The sequence below is a fragment of the Peribacillus kribbensis DSM 17871 genome, assembly GCF_000430765.1.
Lineage (GTDB): Bacteria > Bacillota > Bacilli > Bacillales > DSM-1321 > Paraperibacillus > Paraperibacillus kribbensis.
Map to the genome: position 1 here is coordinate 164,946 of NZ_KE387243.1, position 17,169 is coordinate 182,114.

Consider the following 17,169-nt stretch of genomic DNA (forward strand, 5'->3'; position numbering starts at 1 on the left):
CGCAAAATAAAATAAAGCTTTTAGTAATTGTTTTTATTCAAGAAAGCAAAGACTGGAAATATTGAACTTCAACTAATACGGGTACTTTTGTTGAATATCCTAAATGACTGATAACCTGAAAATATGCATGTTTTTATTCGTTTCATGCATGTTATCTTCAAAACCATAGGATGAAAAAAAAAATTATCTCTTCATTTAAATAGAGGGAAAAACCTTGATTTTGCGCGCATCCTGACACCCTTTTGCAAGGTGTCACATTTTCACCTTATTTGCGGCATGATGTAATAATGCCCCTCAACCTTTGATATGACTGAGTAAGATGAGTTGAATGCTAAAATTTTGCTAACTTTGAGGATTTTAACGGAAGTTTCTCATTAGTTCACCGAACTTTTGAGAGGCTTCTTTTTTCATTTCCTGGGTACCGTGGATATACACATTTTTCGTAATTTGATCGTCAGTATGACCTAAACGATCCATGATTTGTTTCGAGAGTGACACCAGCCTCGGGAAGAAGTGACGTGTGTGTGCGTGCATTAGTGAAAAGACGGGAGAAAACCGAAAAAATTAGTTTGAATCTTAATAGGAAAATGTGTAAAATAATCAAGTCTTTGCTAACTGTTAAATGTTTGATGAATTGGAGGGAAATTTATTATGGCAACTCTTATCGAAGAGGAAGAATTACACCCGAAAGTAAAGGCATTTATTACAATCGCTCCTTTTTTAAACGATCTGTTTGCTCAGGATCTATGTATTGGGGTTTCCGATCGGAAGAATATAATAATAAGCGTTGGTTCACCAACTGTTCCTGCACTGGAAAATGGTCAAAGTCTTCAAAAGGGCGACGGATTGTTTGAAGCTGTTTATGATGGGAAACCTCAAAAAATGATATTACCAAAAGAGATATTTGGATTTCCAGTACAGGCAAATACCATTCCCCTTTTGGATGAAACGGGCGAGGTCGTTGGTGCTGTTGGGGTAGCAAGTAGTTTGGAACAGTATAATCGTATATTTGAAATTGCCTCAAGCCTATCCGGTGCCGTTCAACAGGTAAGCGCAACGATTCAAGGAATGGCCGGTTCGGTAGAAAATTTTGCAGAAAATATGCAAAAAATTGTGGAACAATCAAATAATGTACTGCAAAGCGTACAGGAAATTGAGAAAGTGGCTAAAATGGTAAGAGAGGTTTCCGATAGCAGCCAAATTTTAGGCCTAAATGCTTCAATCGAAGCTGCCCGTGCGGGAGACTTTGGTAGAGGTTTCTCAGTAGTGGCTCAAGAGATTCGTAAAATGGCTAGTAACTCAAAAAGTCATACTGAAACGATTAGAAATTCGGTAGTAAACATTAATGATTTGATTTCAAAACTGCACAAATCTGTTTCAGAGAGTAATAGTGAATCAACTAACCAATCTGCCGCCATCGAGGAATTGGCAGCAACGATGGAAGAAATAAGTAAAAATGCTGGCTCTCTTGCGGAGTACGCTGAAAAAATTATAAGAGAATAAAATAATACTAGGGTGAAAGTCTTACAAAGAAGCTTATCAACGAAGCCTTTTTTCTTTTTATATGCACCTTCTGAAGAAGATACTGATCATTTGTTTGATAATTATATTTAATTTTTATTTATTTACTTCATAATTAAAGATATGAACCAAATAATCTTAAGTTGGATAAGCAAGGGAGGTCGAGGCACCTGGCTAACCCGACTAAAACAGTCAGACAAAGAAATATGTAATTCTAATACCTTAATCGGGCACTATTCTTTAAGAAGAAAAAAGGTTGTACTTAAATAAAATGATATTGTGAAGAAATGTACTTAAACTAAAGGGTGCGTTGATCCAGGAAGGATTAGCGGCCTTTTTTGTTGAAATCCTTATTGAACAAACGGGGCAGTTATATTCAACAAAGACGGTTAAGGGAGTAAAATTAGATGACCACTTTTGAGCATAGAAAACAAAATTTAATATACTTTAGGACATCTATGCGACTCTGCATTAATTAATATTAAAAGATTTATAAAAATTCATTACGAAGAACAACCATTTGTTACAACGCTTCAATATACTCCTCAAGCCTTAGATGAGGTTACTTCCCCAGATGCTATTGCGATTTCAAGAATACCTCTATACTTACATTAAATTAAGGTGGAGGAGTGGGAATAATGAAAATCAAAAAGAATTTTAGATTTTGGATTATTATGAAAAAGTCTTTATTGGTTATTGTGGCAATTGCTCTTTTCTGGGTGGTTTTCCATCAGGTTATGATTGTATATGAACAAAAAAAATATCCACCATTAGGGCAATTAGTTGAAGTGGATGGAAAGCACATGCATGTCTATTCAAAGGGTAATGGCGAAAATACCATTGTCTTATTAAGTGGATTGGGTACAGCCGCACCTGTGTTAGATTTTGAACCTTTAATTAATGAGTTGTCAAAGAATAATAAAGTAGTCGTAGTAGAAAATTTCGGATATGGTTGGAGCGATTTGACTAATAAGGAACGAACAGTGGAAAATATTGTAGAAGAAACTAGAACTGCTCTGAAAAAATCAAATATAAAAGGTCCGTATATTCTGATGCCACACTCCATTTCTGGTATTTACAGCATGTATTATGCGAATAAATATCCAAAAGAAGTTAGGGCGGTTATAGGAATTGACCCTACATTGCCAAAGGCTTCTGATTCACATTCTAATTCACATTCTGGTTATTTCCCTAAATTTGCAGGTTATTTAGCACCAATAGGAATTATAAGATTGGTATCATATTTAATTCCAGGCCTTACCTCACCATTAGCGGAGGAAGGAGTTTATTCTAAAGAGAATTTAAAGATGACTAAAGCAATTACTGCTTGGAAATACTTTAACAAAAATATAGTGAACGAAACAAATAATATGGGTAGAAATATTGATAAAACAATTAATATGAGATTTCCATCTGATATGCCAGTCCTATTATTTAATACGGAACAACCTAAAGTAGATGACTTTTATCAGACGGAAAAAAGTAAAATAGTCACTTTAAAGGGGTACCATTATATACATTGGACACGTTATAAAGAAATGAGTAGACAGGTTAATTATTTTACAGAAACATTAGCTGCTATTAATAAAATAAATTGAATTCGCTTAGTTTATCTTAAACCCTCATGTGCGTTTGTTCAAAAAGTGCAGTAGTAGCCTCTTGTGTTTTTACCGAACTCGAATAAAGTTGTTCTTCAACTAACGGAGGACAAACAAAATACAGAACAAAAAGCATTAAAAAAGGCAGGAATTAGCTGCCTATTTTTGTTGCAATTTAATATGTTAATTATAATGTTATTTCGAGTTTTCTCCTTCAAAACGGAACCCGTTAATATTTGATGGCTTCTTTTAAATGTGTATGTTTTTTCTTTGTATAAGGGAGGGGCAATACATTTGTCTCAATTAAGACAACACTTTTATGTCATTAGTCATCAGGGGAGAAAGCCTTTCATGGCGAAAAATAATTCTAGTTTACATAATATTTATTATCGGAAGTTAGATAAAAAACACGTATTTTATCTCACAACCAAAGATTACTTAAAATAATGAGAAATTATAAAAATTTAAGCTTTTGAGATTTTTACCGATACAAATCATGCGGCTGATTTTATTCTATCAGTTTTTGATCTTCAGTCATTATGCATTCGTTCAATCAGATATAAATCAGATTGAACGAATGCATTTTATAATCGATTAGGTTTCAACCAAGAACATCATATTGGGATTGCTAAGGTTAATAAATCCACTGGTTCAGTTTACATAATTCTTTGGTCTTTGTTTTTTAATGAATCCATTTGTTTTATGTATAAATCGGCCGGTTTTTCGGCCATACTTTTTGCAGAAATTCCCTTTTATAGCGCGCAGACTAATCAATTTAATTTAAAATGCTCGGATTTATATGTGAGTTCATTCCCGTTTAATTCAGCTGTTCCCCTTTTGTTCGCATCCTCGTGGATTTGTGAACGAATTTCAGTTTCCTCTGGGAATTGCAGCGCAGGAATCCCGGTTTCATCACTGATAAAGTCTTGATTCATATGTTATTACCTCCTATTTGTAGTATGTATTTTCTCAGGCCGGAGCATTCATGAAAAATGAATGGATTTTTTGCTCTATTCACATTTTTGGAGCCATATATATGAGTAAGTCTTTTAACTGGAACGGCCTTGGGAAACATTTATTCAGGAGGATTAACAGTATGGATTGTATAGGCGGCTTCTTATGTCCTGATGCTTATAACTTAGCTAAACCAGTTGGAATAATTGAAAACAAGAAAATGATCCTGGACGCACACGGACTCTTAAAACCGGATCAAATGGAAGTGAACGGTATTGACTGCCGGCTTTTATCTGTATTCTGCACATCTCTTTCGGATGAATATGAAGGATTTATTGTGGTATATGATTATGAAAAGTTTTGTGCGGATCCAGAGCTTATGGAAGCCATCATCTGGCATGAAATCGGACATTTGATCAATCCTGTGAACCTTGATTCAGTTGATATTGATGCGGAAATTGCCTGTGATAAAATGGCTTATGATAACGCTGGGGTTAATGGGATTGTCACGCTGCTCAATAAGACCATTGAACTTGGTAAACAGCTTGGAAACACTCTGCTGATTGAGATTTCGAACAAACGGCTGTCTGCTATCTTAAATTTATAATAAAATGCAGGAGTAAAAAGAACCCGCCAATAACTTAGCGGGTTCTTACTTATTTAGTGCATTGCTTGGACGATATAATTAACTAAGAATAAGGCCGCAATGATATATAATGGCGCACTGACCTCTTTCCCCCTGCCTGTCAGCAGCTTGATCAGCGGATAAGTGATAAATCCAAGCGCCAGTCCGTCTACGATGCTGTATGTGAGCGGAATGAACACGATGATGACAAAGGCGGGAAAGCTTTCCGTCAGGTCATCGAGGTTGATTCCCCGGATACTCTGCAGCATCAGAGCCCCGATCAATACAAGGACAGGAGATATGGCGCTGTCTGGAATCACTTTAATTAAAGGGATGATTAACAGAGACAGCAAGAATAAGAATCCTGTTACGATGGATGTAAGTCCTGTCCTCCCTCCTGCTGCGATTCCAGCTGTTGCCTCAACGGTGGCTACGGTCGGGCTGGATCCAAATATCCCGCTCAATAAAACCGAAATGGATGTAGCCTGAATGCCCTTTTTGTATTTTTCCGGATGTTCAGCAAGTCTTGTCTGGCTGTATACTAGGCCGATGTTCTCAAAAATGACGACCATGGCAAGCGAAAAAGCAGCAAACCAAAATGTAATGGATCCAATGCTTGAAAAAGAGAAAGATCCAAACACATGTTTGTACTCCCCGAAAGATGGCACACTCCAGTGAACATCACTCACATCCACCAACCCAAAGGCAAAAGCAATAATGGTATTGATGATGATACTGATTAAGATATTTCCTGGTATGTTCCGGATGAACAATGTCACTGTAATGATGATGCCGATCATTGTTGCGAGTACGGCGGGATCAGACAGGCTGCCCAGGGATACCAGGGTATCTTTATTAGCTGCAATCACTCCTGTCTTTTGCAGCCCGATCATGGTTAAAAGGATTCCGATCCCAACTGTAAGCCCCTCTTTTAACGAGTGAGGGATCGCATTGGAAATGGATGCTGCAAGCGGTGTAAAGGCAATGATCATAAAAAGGATTCCTGTAACCGCGACAACCGCAAGTGCTTCCTGCCATGACAGCCCCGTTTTTTGTACGAGCGTATACGCGAGCATGACGTTAATGCCCATGCCGGGGGCCAAAATCAGCGGAGCATTGCTCCATAAGCCGACTAAGAAGCAGCTCGCCACACAGGTTAAAATAGTACCGATGATAGCAGATTCATACGGCAGACCTGCATCGGCCATGATGGCTGAATTCACAGCTGCGATGTACACGATGGTGATAAAGGAAATCAGTCCTGCCATGACTTCCTTCCAGACCGTCGTTCCATGCTGTTCTAATTTGAAGAATTTGTTCATCGATGTAAAACCCCATAATTCATTCATTTTTTTCTACTAAAGTATGGTAGCATATACTATGCCTATATCTAAAATATCTAAAAAATATATTTTTCATATGTAAAACATATAGACTGAATGGAGAAAGTCATGGACATCAGACAATTGAGATACTTTATTGCCATTGTGGAGGAAGGATCCATTTCGGCTGCCTCCCGCAGGCTTCATATTGCCCAGCCGCCGCTGAGCCAGCAGCTCAAGCAGATGGAGGAGGAGCTAGGAGTTATTTTGCTCGAAAGATCAGGAAAAAAACCTGAAATCACGGAAGCCGGACATGCGCTGTACAAACATGCGGTTAAAATGACATCCCTTATGTCAGAGGGGGTCCAGGAAATTAAGGAAATCGGCCAGGGAATCCAGGGACAGCTGCACATCGGGGTCAATACGCTCTCCTCCTATTCCCTTTCCCGTTATCTGCTGGAGTTCAAAGAGAGATATCCAAACGTGACCTATAAAATCATTCAAAGTGATTCGCCGCATCTGGGAAAATTGATTGAAAGCCGGCAGCTGGATCTGGCCATCGTACGGGTGGGAACCCAGGATGAGCATTTTCATTATAAAGTGTTGGAAAGAGACTATTTTGCTGCCATATTTCCTAAAGGCAGTGAGTTTGGGACCGATAGTATGGATATTAGGCAGGCGTCTTCCCACCCGCTGATTCTGCCGAGTGTAGAAGGACTGGGCATTCATTCGATGATCATGAAGGAATTTAAAAGGCTCGGGCTGAAGCCGGAGATTATCGGGGAATGCTCGGATATGGCCCTTCTTTTGCAGCTGGTGTCTTCAGGATTCGGTACTTCCATTGTTCCTAAATCAGTATTGGATGTCCATCCAGGAATACCGGTTACCCATGCAGAACTGACAAATACACGGCTGGAATCTGCAGCGGCTGCTGTCTGGCCTAAACACCGGTATCTTTCAAAGGCTGCTGAACGGTTTATCAGCCTGCTTTAAATCCTTAAATTTAAAAAACTCCTGACCGCTTGGCGGCAGGAGTTTTATGATTTCAATCAGACAAGAACATGACCCAGTACTTGATCAGGGGAAGCGCCTTTTTCGAGTGTTCGGGGAGCTGTATGGACTGATTCAGGATATTTGATTCCAAGGCCAGTATTTAAGCAGATAACCTTCTCCCCTTCTTTTATCCATCCGCTTTCTCTAAGGGAAGCTGCTGCAGCAAATGTCGCAGCGCCTTCAGGACAGATAAAGCTTCCTTCAAGCTCTGCCACCGATTTTTGATATGTGCTGATGTCTGTTTCCGTTACAGCAACTGCACAGCCCTCTGTCTTGTAGATCGCTTCAAGAACAAGGAAGTCACCGATGGCTTTAGGTACATTGATCCCGAAGGCCGCAGTATAAGAGTCCTGCCAGAATTCAGATTCTGTTTTCTTTTCTTCCCAGGCTTTCACGATAGGCGCGCAGCCTTCTGCCTGTACAGCTACAAGTCTTGGCACCTTATCTTCTTTGATCCAGCCCAATGAAATCCATTCCTGGATGGCTTTGTATATGCCGATCAGGCCGACGCCTCCCCCGGTTGGATAGAGAATCACATCCGGAATGCTGTCTCCGAATTGTTCAAGGATTTCATGGCCCATCGTTTTCTTGCCTTCGATCCGATAAGGCTCTTTAAGGGTTGACGCATCATAAAAGCCCTGTTCCTTCACCAGGCCGCCGACAATCGCCCCGGCATCGCTGATTAATCCGTCCACAAGGTAAAGATGTGAACCCGATACCGCTACTTCTTTCCTTGTGATTTCAGGAGCATCCACCGGCATGATGATATAAGATTCGATGCCGGCACGTGCTGAATATAAACTCCATGCTGCACCTGCGTTTCCGTTGGTAGGCATGGCAAGCTGTTTCACACCAAGCTCCTTCGCTTTTGAAATACCGACTGCCGCCCCTCTCGCCTTGAATGAACCGGATGGGATCATCCCTTCATCCTTCATATACAGTCCTGGGATGCCAAGTTTTTTCCCTAAAGTGTTCATAGCGATAAGCGGGCTCATCCCTTCTCCGAGCGTTATCACATTCTCAGGATCTCTGACAGGAAGAAGCTGGTGATACCTCCACAGGTCATTTCTGCTTGTATCGAAGACTTCTTCTTTTTTCTTGCCCTTTAATGAAGATAAATCATATTCAACCAGCAGCGGAGAGCCGCAGGAGCATAATTGATTCAGCTGGGTATCATCGTATTCTGAACCGCATTTCGGGCATGTTAAATGGCTGATAGAACTATATGACAATGAAATTCCCTCCATATATACGTGGTTGGTAATGGTATTTAATAATGAATTCAGTATAATCCTTATATTCTGATAAGTCAACTAGGAATTAAATAATGAATGATGGAAGCTAGTATGATCATTTCTTGTCTTTCTGAAGAAGTATATTACAAGTTTATTACGAATAAAGAGCGGAGAATCATAGGGTAAGATATTTTGTAAATTATAGTCATTTTAGGATTTTTTTCTAAAAATGTTGAAAAACCTGGAATTAACCGGGACAAAAAGTGTCATTTTATTCCTTTAAGCCGTAAATTTCCCTAATGTTCTACTTTTTAACTTAGACTTTTTACCTATATTTTGTAATTGTATTGTAACAAAAATTAAGGTTTTTTGTCATAGTGTTTTAGTATTATTAAACAAGTCAAAGATATAAGGAATATTTAGGGGGAAATAGAATTAACATGAAAAAATTTATTGCAACTGCTGCTATTGCTTCAGCCGTTATGTTATCGCCACTTCAAGCATTCGCCAATATCGGAGATGTAACCCTTACACCTGGACAGACACATTCGGATGTTTTACAGCTGCAGGCGTTACTGAAAGCTAAATCCTATTTCAGCTATACCGGATCTTTTACGACCTATTACGGTTCATATACAACAGATGGAGTAAAAAGATTTCAAAAAGCAAAGGGCTTGACCGCTGATGGAATCGCTGGACGAAGTACATTCAATGCCCTTGGAGTTTATAACGTTGATACTGCCAGATTGATAAACTACGCCAAGAAGTTCATTGGCACGCCATATGTCTGGGGAGGTACTTCCCCATCTGGATTTGACTGCTCCGGCTTCATTTATTATGTGTTTAAAGAACAGGGAATTTACCTTCCCAGGACTTCATCTACCTTATACACAAATGTTGGGCTGAAGGTTTCATCGCCATCTCCTGGAGACCTGGTATTTTTCAATACCTCCGGTTCTGGTGTTTCCCACGTAGGCATTTACATTGGAAACAATGAATTTATCAGTGCAGAATCTTCAGGTGTGAAAGTTTCATCATTAACCAATACCTATTGGGGACCAAGATATTTAGGAGCTAGAACTCTATAAAAAGCAATAGCATAAAAAAGAGCATGGAGAGATTTATCTCGATGCTCTTTAACGTATATGATTCTAGGATTCTTTTTTTCTTAAAACGGCGCGGACCGGGCTGCCATCGCTTCCTTGGATAGGCAGAGGCAGTGCGGCCAGCTCATAGATCCCTTCTTCCACATGGTCTAAGACCAATCCCTCCAGTATATGAATGCCCCTGCTGCTTAAAGTATGATGGGCAGGAAGAGGTTTGCTGTCCAGAAGATCCACGGACGGCAGGTCAAGACCGAGAAGCTTCACCCCCTGTTCGGCGAGATAAGCGGCTGCATCCTGTTCGACCGGCGGAATGGATGCCGGGAATACATTCTTGTCCTTATGTGCCATCGTGCGGATCAGAAGCCTCTCAGCCCCTGTTATATCTTTTGTTTTTAACTCCCTGGCTCCGATACTTTTAACATCGGAAAGATGAATGACTTTCGCTTCCCCGATATAAATATTGATATCCAGCTCGTGCACCTTCCTGCCCTCATTATCAAAGTGAAAAGGTGCATCAATATGTGTCCCTGTATGAGTGCTCATCTCCACACGCCCAACATTGACAGACCCGCTTTCTTCATAGGGCCAGGATACCTTGTAGGAAAACGGCGTATCTCCCGGCCATACAGGCATTCCGTTTTTTAAAGGCTGTGAAATATCCATCCATTTATTCATGATTTCCCTCCTTCTTACAGCTTGGTCCTTAAACTCCAGAGCTCAGGAAAAAACTGATGATCCAGAACCTTTTTCAAATACGTTACACCTGATGAACCGCCAGTGCCCGTTTTATGGCCGATGATCCGTTCCACCGTCGTCATATGGTTAAAGCGCCAGATTTGCTGCTGGCTCCCGATATCGACCAGTTTTTCCGCCAGCTCATACAAATCCCAGTACCGCTCTACATTCCGGTACACTTCAATCCAGGCATTTTCTACGCTTTCATCCGGCTTATAGGCCTCTGACAAGTCTCTTGATAAGCATCCGGGATCCACCTTCAGCCCATGTGATGAGAGGGCGGCAATGGATACATCATATAAACTTGGCTCATGAAGAGCTTCTTCAAGCATTGTGTACAGGAGCTTATCATGCTTATATACCTGGATGGCATGTATATTTTTATAGCCGAGAGCAAATTCGATCAATCGATATTGGTAGGATTGGAATCCCGAGGAACTGCCGAGCTTTCCCCGGAATTCCAGGTATTCAGCCGGTGTCAGGGTCGACAGGACACTCCAGGACTGGATCAGCTGCTGCTGAATCCGCGATACCCTGGACAGCATTTTAAACGCAGATTCCAGATCATCCTTTTGGATGGATGCCCTGGCTGAGTTGATCTCATGCAGCATGAGCTTCATCCAAAGCTCGCTTACCTGGTGAATGATGATAAAAAGCATTTCGTCATGATGGCCGGAAAGAAGGCGCTGGCTGTCCAGGATTTTCTCCAGGTTCAGATATTCTCCATAAGATAATGAAGCTTTGAAATCAGTATGTATCCCGTTTTCCCATACCGGGCTGGGTAGCTCTTTTTCCATTGCCTTAAAAGTCCCCTTCCTTATATATGAATACGCTTTCTATTTTGGTGGAATCCCGCTGTTTCGTCAACCGAATACATAAAGAAGCAGGATCCCTGTGCAAGGATCCTGCTTCTGAAAATACTACAGGGCAGCTTGAACCGCTGAAACGGTGAAGAGTGCTTCTGAATTCTTTTCGGTCATTTTATCAAGCTGTTCTTCCGTGACTCCTTTTTCCTTTAGTACAGGCAGGATGTTGTCAAATAAGTGGAACGGATGCCAGTTCTGCATAATCTGCGCCAGCTGATCCGGCATAACTGGCGGCCGGCCAAGCCAGATATTGACGGAATCATGAGATAAGAGGATCTGATCTTCATAGCCTGCTTCCAATAAAGCCAGAAGCGTTTTAATCCGCTCCTCATCAGGCGGCGCCCCGACCATTCCCTGAATGCCAAAACGATCAAAGCCGATCCGGACGCCCATATCCATCACTTCTTTATGATAAGCTGGATTGGTATTTCCGCACATATGGCCGATGATGATTTTATCAGGATCGGCTCCCAGCTCCAAAAGCATCTTCGCCTGTTCCACTCCCATTGTCCCTTCCTGGGTATGAGTAAGGAGGACAATGCCCGTATCCTGCTGAATCCTGGCGGCCGCTCGGAAGAACATTTTCTCATAGTCCGTAATGACATCCTTACTCGAAGCCAGTTTGATGATTCCAGGCTTGATTCCTGTACCTTCGATGCCCTCAGTGATTTCCGCTCTGAACATTTCATAAATATCCTGTTCTGCGGTTCCGAGTGCCTGCCTGAATTTGAAGTAGGGAGTAGCACCCTCTCCTTCATAATAATATCCTGTAGCGCAAATGATCTGGAGTCCAGTCGCCTGGGAAATCCGCTTTAAAAATAAGGGATTGCGTCCGCATTCATTCGGAGTAGGATCCACGACGGTTTTTACTCCAAGCTTCATCAGCTTATGGGCAATGTCAATAGAAGTCCGGAGAGCTTCTTCTTCATCAAAGCCTCCCAGGGTGCTGTCTCCCTGGAATCCTGGGTATCCAAAAATAAAGTGCTCGTGAATCAATGTTTTTCCTAAATCCTTTGCCTCGATATGGCCTGTTACGGTTTCTGCCATTTATTCCACCGCCCCTATTTTAGTTCCTTCTTCCTCCTGAAGCTTCCGCCAAAGAATTTTGCCGCTGGCTGTTGTCGGGAATGAATTCCTGAACTCAATCACCCGCGGATATTTATAAGCCGCCATTTTTTCTTTGGCCCATTCAATAATATCTTCCTCTTTCACCGTATCCGGATAATTCTCTTTTAGTATGATAAAGGCTTTAACCGTTTCTCCCCTTTTCGGATCAGGAATGCCTACAACACATGCCTGCTCAACCGCAGGGTGATGATAAAGGAAGGATTCCACTTCTGTAGGCCAAACCTTGTATCCTGAGGCATTAATCATACGCTTCACACGATCTACCATGAAATAATAGCCCTCTTCATCGAAGCGGCCTATATCGCCTGTACGGAAAAACCTTTTTCCATCCCTTTCAAAAAAGGATTGCCCGGTTTCTTCGGGCCGTTCGAAATATCCTTTAAATACCTGTGGTCCGCTGACCACGATTTCCCCGGCTACCCCTGCAGCAAGCTCTTTCATGGTGGCTGGATCGATGATGCGTGCATCGACATCAAAAGAGGGAATTCCCAGGCACTGCATTTTGGGACGGTCTGGAGGGTTGAAATGCGTATGAGAAATGGTTTCTGAAAGCCCGTAGCCCTCCACATATCTAAGGCCGGTTTTCTCCAGCAGCTTTTCCCCGACTGCCTGCGGAAGAGCCGCACCTCCTCCTGCAATGCTCGAAAGCGATGAAATGTTGTAGCTATCGAGGTTCGGATTGGCAAGAAAATCAATGACCATGGTACTGATATTCACCCAGTGCGTGCACCTTTTGGTTTCCATCAAAGATGCCGCTGTATTCCGGTCCCATCTCGTCATCATTACCATGGATGAACCGGCTAATATAGGCGCATGCATACTGTGCAGCATGCCGGTTACATGGAATAAAGGGAGCGATGTAAGATGAACGGAATCAGAGGTTGAATTCATCCAATGAACAGCACCTATGGCGTTGGCCTGGACCGTCCTGTTCGTATGGATGCAGCCCTTTGGAAGGCCCGTTGTGCCAGATGTATAGGGAAGGACCGCGATATCATCACATTCCCCTTCAAAAGGGCCGGGAGAAAGGTCTGCCTCCAAAATATCTCTCCATACATGAATTCCTTCTATCTTTTCCCCCCGATCCTGTATCATCTGTGCTTCTTTTGGCAGGGAAACCTCTGTTTTTTCCGGAAGGGTATACTCTGAATACGCGGCCACAGCCAGATCATCCAGAGACGTGTCCTTTAGCAGAGGAAAAACGGTATCCAGCAGCTCATGGCCGATGATTCCAGTCCTGATGCCGCAGTCTTTAATATAAAACTCCAATTCATTCGACGTATTCATTGGATTGATCGGGACGACAACAGCCCGTATCCGTAAGATGGCGTAAAAAGAGATCAAAAACTGGGGCGAATTCTGCATAAATAATAAAACACGGTCCCCTTGTTTAACATGAAGGATCTGTTCTAAATAGCCGGCAAGCTTCTCCGCATCATTCAGGAGCTGTCTGTAAGTGAAATCGGCTCCGTAAAAATGAAGGGCAGATTTTTCGGGATAGCGGCGCGCGCTGACCAGCAAATTATCAAAAAGAGGTGTTTCAGGTACAGTCAGACTTTTTGTAAGCCGTTTGGGCCAATACGGATAATGCCTCGTATTCATGGTTATTCCTCCTGCAATTAAATTCAAGGTCTAATGCATGGGGCGGAACGAAGGAAGTCATCTTCCTGTAAATGCAGGACGCCTCTTTTCCTTGAATGCCTGCACCCCTTCCTGATGATCCTCGGTTGCGGTCATGAGTGTCTGGGTGATCCGTTCCTGCTCTAAAATCTCCTCAAGGCTCGAGGTAAAGGAGCGGTCGATCAGCTTCTTCATCATGGCATAGGCCCTGCCTGGACCGCGTGCAAGCCTGGAAGCATGCTCCGTCACTTTTTCCTCAAGGCTCTCAAGCGGAAAGAGTCCATTGACAACGCCAAGCTCATACAGCCGGGTAGCAGGGATCGGCTCTCCGCTGAAGAAAAATTGTTTGGCAAGATGAGGTCCTAGTAAGCGCGGAAGAAAATAAGAGCCTCCGCCATCTGAAATCAATCCAACCTGCGAGAAGCTTAAAGCGAATTTGCTGTCTTCAGCAGCAAGAATTAAATCGCATGCAAGCGCCAGATTAAAGCCCGCTCCTGCCGCAAAGCCGTGGACAGCAGCAATTACCGGCTTTTCACAATTCCGGATAGCAAGAATGCATTCATTCAATCCGCCGATATGTTCATAGACATCTGCGGGACCGGCCGTCCCCATCGTTTTCACGTCTCCCCCTGCGCTGAATGAGCGCCCTGAGCCGGAAAGGATGACGGCCCGTACCCCAGGATTATGGCTGGCATGGTTAACCGCATCCTTCAGTCCTGTTATCATTTCCGGGCTGAAGGCATTCAGGCTTTCCGGACGGTTCAGCTTTAGGTGCAGAATACGGTCATTCAATTCTGATAGTAAGTGCTCCTGGTTCATGTTTTAACCTTCTTTCATATAGGATGGATTTTTCATTTAATGAGCACCTTCATGCTCTGTGAAATAATGGTCTGCGATTTCCCTGTTCCTCTTGAAAGCGCTTCCTTCAGGTGCGAAGCGGCAACATGCCTTCATCACCAGCTTAGTGAGACCTTCTGCGTCTGGGTCAGGGGCAAGCTGCGAAATAAGGATTCTTGTATGGCGTTCTGCTTCCCACATCGCTTCATCCAGAAACGAACGGGCAAGATCCATTTTTATTTTTTCCTTCTCTTCCCCGTTTTCCTGAACAGCCTTAAGAGTCCGGTATACGGCAGATTCAGCCCCATACAGGGAAATGGCAAGATCTGCAAGCCTCATCAGTGTTTCCTGTTCCTCCATCAGCTCCGCACCATGTGCCTTTAAAGCCAGCCCGGAAGACACGATAAACAAATGGCGGATCGTATCGACCGCTTCTCTTTCTTTAAACAGCAGTCCAGAATCCTTCACACTCCTTTCCTTTAGTGAGCGGAGGGAAGCTGATACGAGCTCCTCAAGGTTCCATTCTCCCTTCTGCACTCTTCGGTAAAAGAGGGTTGGAATCAAAAGGCGGTTGATTTCATTTGTTCCTTCAAAAATGCGATTGATTCTTGAGTCCCTGTACATCTGTTCAATGTTATATTCCTTTATAAATCCCGCACCACCATGCAGCTGGAGAGCTTCGTCTACCGAATAATCGAGGGTTTCGGAGCCGAGCACCTTGCAGATGGCACATTCAAGCGCATATTCACTGAGGGAGGTTGCGGCAGCTTTTGAATCGAAAGAATCATACAGGCCCCCCAGGACATCTTCTAGAAGGCCGGCTGTCCGGTACTGCACCGATTCAGAAGCATAAATAACAGATGCCATCCTGGCGACCTTTTCTTTGGTGGCCGGGAAATCTGCTATTCTTTTATTGAATTGCCTTCGTTCCTGGGTAAACTGAAGCACCTTCTTCAAGCTGTATTTTGCAGCTCCCATGCACGCAGAACCCAGATTGAAGCGTCCAAGATTCAGCACATTCAGGGCGATCACATGTCCTCTGCCGATTTCCCCAAGCAGGTTTTCAACAGGCACCAGGCAGTCTTCAAGTATGACAGAACGTGTAGATGAGCCTTTAATTCCCATTTTCTTTTCCTCCGGACCAAGTGAAAGTCCCGGGAAATCCTTTTCGACTATAAATGCGGTGAATTTGGTGCCATCCACCTTGGCATAGACGATGAACGTATCCGAAAATACAGCATTGGTAATATAAATTTTCGTACCATTCAGGATATAATGGGTGCCGCTGCCATTAAGGGTGGCTGTTGTCTGTGAGGCAAGGGCGTCTGAACCTGCATTGGGCTCTGTCAGGCAGTAGGCGCCAAGGAATTCGCCGCTTGCCATTTTCGGAAGATATTTCTCCTTTTGTTCAGGAGTGCCGAAATAGGTAATCGGGAGTGTAGCGATGCAGGTATGATTGGAATGGGCCACTCCATATCCGCTTGACGGGCCGATCATTTCCCCGACAATCGCTTTTGTGATCTTATCAAGGCCAAGACCGCCGTACTCCTGCGGAATACTGTGGGCCAATAGACCAAGCTCTCCCGCTTTCCTCAGCTTTTTGACGATCAAATCAAAATCCTGATTTTCGATCTCTTCTTTAATAGGGATGATTTCTTTTTCTAAAAACTGTCTGGCGGTTTTCCCGATCATTTTATGCTCGGAAGTGAAGTCTTCCGGGGTAAATAGATCATCCAGTGAAGGCTTTGAGACTAGAAAGGCTGCTCCGCCGATTCCTGATTTGATTTGCTGCATTCTTCATCCTCCTTATGTTTTATGGTGAAGCAGAGGGCTTTCGTCTAATGATTCTTCCATCCTGCAGGACCGGTACTGTGTCAAGGGCTCCTGAGTACGAGGCAAGTTCTAAATCAGCCGAGAGGCCATGTGTCTTCAGCATGGTTCCTACACGGGACCTTTGCAGAATCTCCAGGGGCTTTTCTTTATTCCCCCTATAGAAAAGGCATGCCGCCTGTGCAGCATCGCTTACTTCAGTGTTTTCAGGCGAGAGAGCGGCGAGACAGTCAATGAAATGACCTGCCCCATAAAAGTCCTCCAGTGATAATTCACCGGAATTTCCCGAACAGATGAGAACAAGGGTAGTATCCGGAGAGCATTCCTGGAACACTTCACGGGCTGCTGCGGGATTGTTCAGCAGGCAGGAAATAAAGACTTTTTCTGCCGCCGCCGCCTTCTTTAATGCCACCGTTCCATTGGTCGTTGAAAGGACCAGCGTTTTTCCCTTCACCGAATCCCTGAGCATGAACGGGCTTGGGTAATGGAAGCCGCTGATGGGTTTGGCATCATATTCTCCCGCCAGGACCTTCTCTTCTGGGAGGAAGGCGGCAATTCTAAGCGCTTCCTCCCTGTTCTCGGCAGGAATGACCGCTAAAGCCCCGTCACCCAGGGCTGCAGTGATGGTCGTAGTGGCCAGGAGAACATCAAATACAACCGCGATCTTCCTGCCACTCTTGAGCTTTTCTTCCTGCACCTCTTCTTTTGTCATGAGCAGGTGGATTTTCATGGCTTCCCC

The 17,169-nt window shown here is 43.4% G+C and carries 15 protein-coding genes and 1 pseudogene; 5 read left to right on the plus strand and 11 right to left on the minus strand.

What is annotated here, in order from left to right; all coding sequences use genetic code 11:
* Positions 1 to 357: 357 nt before the first annotated feature.
* A pseudogene (locus H539_RS33530) lies at positions 358 to 526 on the minus strand (site-specific integrase); the annotation flags it as partial.
* A gap of 125 nt (positions 527 to 651) precedes the next feature.
* Between H539_RS33530 and H539_RS0124605 the strand changes: the two are divergent.
* Positions 652 to 1,503: a methyl-accepting chemotaxis protein gene (locus H539_RS0124605; RefSeq protein WP_026695718.1), complete on the plus strand. Its 852-nt coding sequence runs from the start codon at positions 652 to 654 to the stop codon at positions 1,501 to 1,503.
* Positions 1,504 to 2,159: 656 nt separating this feature from the next.
* Complete coding sequence (locus H539_RS0124615) at positions 2,160 to 3,119, plus strand: alpha/beta hydrolase (RefSeq protein WP_081416035.1); 960 nt, start codon at positions 2,160 to 2,162, stop codon at positions 3,117 to 3,119.
* A 770-nt stretch (positions 3,120 to 3,889) separates the two neighbouring features.
* Here the strand turns inward: H539_RS0124615 and H539_RS31840 are convergent.
* Positions 3,890 to 4,054: a hypothetical protein gene (locus tag H539_RS31840; RefSeq protein WP_155890247.1), complete on the minus strand. Its 165-nt coding sequence runs from the start codon at positions 4,052 to 4,054 to the stop codon at positions 3,890 to 3,892.
* Between the two features lie 101 nt (positions 4,055 to 4,155).
* Here H539_RS31840 and H539_RS29735 point away from each other — a divergent pair, with 101 nt between their 5' ends.
* Positions 4,156 to 4,680, plus strand: a complete 525-nt coding sequence (locus H539_RS29735) for a hypothetical protein (RefSeq protein ID WP_155890249.1) — start codon at positions 4,156 to 4,158, stop codon at positions 4,678 to 4,680.
* Positions 4,681 to 4,733: 53 nt separating this feature from the next.
* Here H539_RS29735 and H539_RS0124630 read toward each other — a convergent pair whose 3' ends face one another.
* The gene (locus H539_RS0124630) at positions 4,734 to 6,020 is read right to left on the minus strand and encodes an NCS2 family permease (RefSeq protein ID WP_026695720.1); all 1,287 of its coding nucleotides are present in this window, start codon (positions 6,018 to 6,020) and stop codon (positions 4,734 to 4,736) included.
* A 129-nt stretch (positions 6,021 to 6,149) separates the two neighbouring features.
* Here H539_RS0124630 and H539_RS0124635 point away from each other — a divergent pair, with 129 nt between their 5' ends.
* Positions 6,150 to 7,013 (plus strand): LysR family transcriptional regulator, encoded by an 864-nt coding sequence (locus tag H539_RS0124635; protein WP_026695721.1) that lies wholly within the window; start codon positions 6,150 to 6,152, stop codon positions 7,011 to 7,013.
* 56 nt (positions 7,014 to 7,069) lie between these two features.
* On the opposite strand, the gene H539_RS0124640 is transcribed toward H539_RS0124635, so the two are convergent.
* The gene (locus tag H539_RS0124640) at positions 7,070 to 8,305 is read right to left on the minus strand and encodes a threonine synthase (protein ID WP_026695722.1); all 1,236 of its coding nucleotides are present in this window, start codon (positions 8,303 to 8,305) and stop codon (positions 7,070 to 7,072) included.
* 443 nt (positions 8,306 to 8,748) lie between these two features.
* Between H539_RS0124640 and H539_RS0124645 the strand changes: the two genes are divergently transcribed.
* Positions 8,749 to 9,396 carry a C40 family peptidase gene (locus H539_RS0124645; protein ID WP_026695723.1) on the plus strand — a complete coding sequence of 216 codons (648 nt, stop codon included), beginning with the start codon at positions 8,749 to 8,751 and terminating at the stop codon, positions 9,394 to 9,396.
* A gap of 63 nt (positions 9,397 to 9,459) precedes the next feature.
* On the opposite strand, the gene kynB is transcribed toward H539_RS0124645, so the two are convergent.
* From kynB to H539_RS0124680, 7 genes are all read right to left on the minus strand, one after another.
* Positions 9,460 to 10,089 carry an arylformamidase gene (gene kynB / locus H539_RS0124650; protein WP_026695724.1) on the minus strand — a complete coding sequence of 210 codons (630 nt, stop codon included), beginning with the start codon at positions 10,087 to 10,089 and terminating at the stop codon, positions 9,460 to 9,462.
* A gap of 14 nt (positions 10,090 to 10,103) precedes the next feature.
* Positions 10,104 to 10,946 (minus strand): tryptophan 2,3-dioxygenase, encoded by an 843-nt coding sequence (gene kynA, locus H539_RS0124655; protein WP_026695725.1) that lies wholly within the window; start codon positions 10,944 to 10,946, stop codon positions 10,104 to 10,106.
* A gap of 123 nt (positions 10,947 to 11,069) precedes the next feature.
* On the minus strand, positions 11,070 to 12,062 hold the full coding sequence (locus tag H539_RS0124660) for a phosphotriesterase family protein (RefSeq protein WP_026695726.1): 993 nt from the start codon (positions 12,060 to 12,062) through the stop codon (positions 11,070 to 11,072).
* A complete protein-coding gene (locus tag H539_RS0124665) occupies positions 12,063 to 13,745 on the minus strand; it encodes a long-chain fatty acid--CoA ligase (RefSeq protein WP_026695727.1) in 1,683 nt (560 codons plus the stop codon).
* A gap of 57 nt (positions 13,746 to 13,802) precedes the next feature.
* Positions 13,803 to 14,582, minus strand: a complete 780-nt coding sequence (locus H539_RS0124670) for an enoyl-CoA hydratase/isomerase family protein (RefSeq protein ID WP_026695728.1) — start codon at positions 14,580 to 14,582, stop codon at positions 13,803 to 13,805.
* A gap of 36 nt (positions 14,583 to 14,618) precedes the next feature.
* Positions 14,619 to 16,394 carry an acyl-CoA dehydrogenase family protein gene (locus H539_RS0124675; protein WP_026695729.1) on the minus strand — a complete coding sequence of 592 codons (1,776 nt, stop codon included), beginning with the start codon at positions 16,392 to 16,394 and terminating at the stop codon, positions 14,619 to 14,621.
* Positions 16,395 to 16,413: 19 nt separating this feature from the next.
* A complete protein-coding gene (locus H539_RS0124680; RefSeq protein ID WP_026695730.1) occupies positions 16,414 to 17,160 on the minus strand; it encodes a 2-phosphosulfolactate phosphatase in 747 nt (248 codons plus the stop codon).
* Between the last annotated feature and the right edge of the window lie 9 nt (positions 17,161 to 17,169).

What these genes read in the sequence shown, in the direction of transcription:
- H539_RS0124605 (WP_026695718.1), top strand. Translation starts at nt 652, where the DNA reads ATGGCAACTCTTATCGAAGAGGAAGAATTACACCCGAAAGTAAAGGCA.
- H539_RS0124615 (WP_081416035.1), top strand. Translation starts at nt 2,160, where the DNA reads ATGAAAATCAAAAAGAATTTTAGATTTTGGATTATTATGAAAAAGTCT.
- H539_RS31840 (WP_155890247.1), bottom strand. Translation starts at nt 4,054, where the DNA reads ATGAATCAAGACTTTATCAGTGATGAAACCGGGATTCCTGCGCTGCAA.
- H539_RS29735 (WP_155890249.1), top strand. Translation starts at nt 4,156, where the DNA reads ATGAGTAAGTCTTTTAACTGGAACGGCCTTGGGAAACATTTATTCAGG.
- H539_RS0124630 (WP_026695720.1), bottom strand. Translation starts at nt 6,020, where the DNA reads ATGAACAAATTCTTCAAATTAGAACAGCATGGAACGACGGTCTGGAAG.
- H539_RS0124635 (WP_026695721.1), top strand. Translation starts at nt 6,150, where the DNA reads ATGGACATCAGACAATTGAGATACTTTATTGCCATTGTGGAGGAAGGA.
- H539_RS0124645 (WP_026695723.1), top strand. Translation starts at nt 8,749, where the DNA reads ATGAAAAAATTTATTGCAACTGCTGCTATTGCTTCAGCCGTTATGTTA.
- kynB (WP_026695724.1), bottom strand. Translation starts at nt 10,089, where the DNA reads ATGAATAAATGGATGGATATTTCACAGCCTTTAAAAAACGGAATGCCT.
- kynA (WP_026695725.1), bottom strand. Translation starts at nt 10,946, where the DNA reads ATGGAAAAAGAGCTACCCAGCCCGGTATGGGAAAACGGGATACATACT.
- H539_RS0124660 (WP_026695726.1), bottom strand. Translation starts at nt 12,062, where the DNA reads ATGGCAGAAACCGTAACAGGCCATATCGAGGCAAAGGATTTAGGAAAA.
- H539_RS0124665 (WP_026695727.1), bottom strand. Translation starts at nt 13,745, where the DNA reads ATGAATACGAGGCATTATCCGTATTGGCCCAAACGGCTTACAAAAAGT.
- H539_RS0124670 (WP_026695728.1), bottom strand. Translation starts at nt 14,582, where the DNA reads ATGAACCAGGAGCACTTACTATCAGAATTGAATGACCGTATTCTGCAC.
- H539_RS0124675 (WP_026695729.1), bottom strand. Translation starts at nt 16,394, where the DNA reads ATGCAGCAAATCAAATCAGGAATCGGCGGAGCAGCCTTTCTAGTCTCA.
- H539_RS0124680 (WP_026695730.1), bottom strand. Translation starts at nt 17,160, where the DNA reads ATGAAAATCCACCTGCTCATGACAAAAGAAGAGGTGCAGGAAGAAAAG.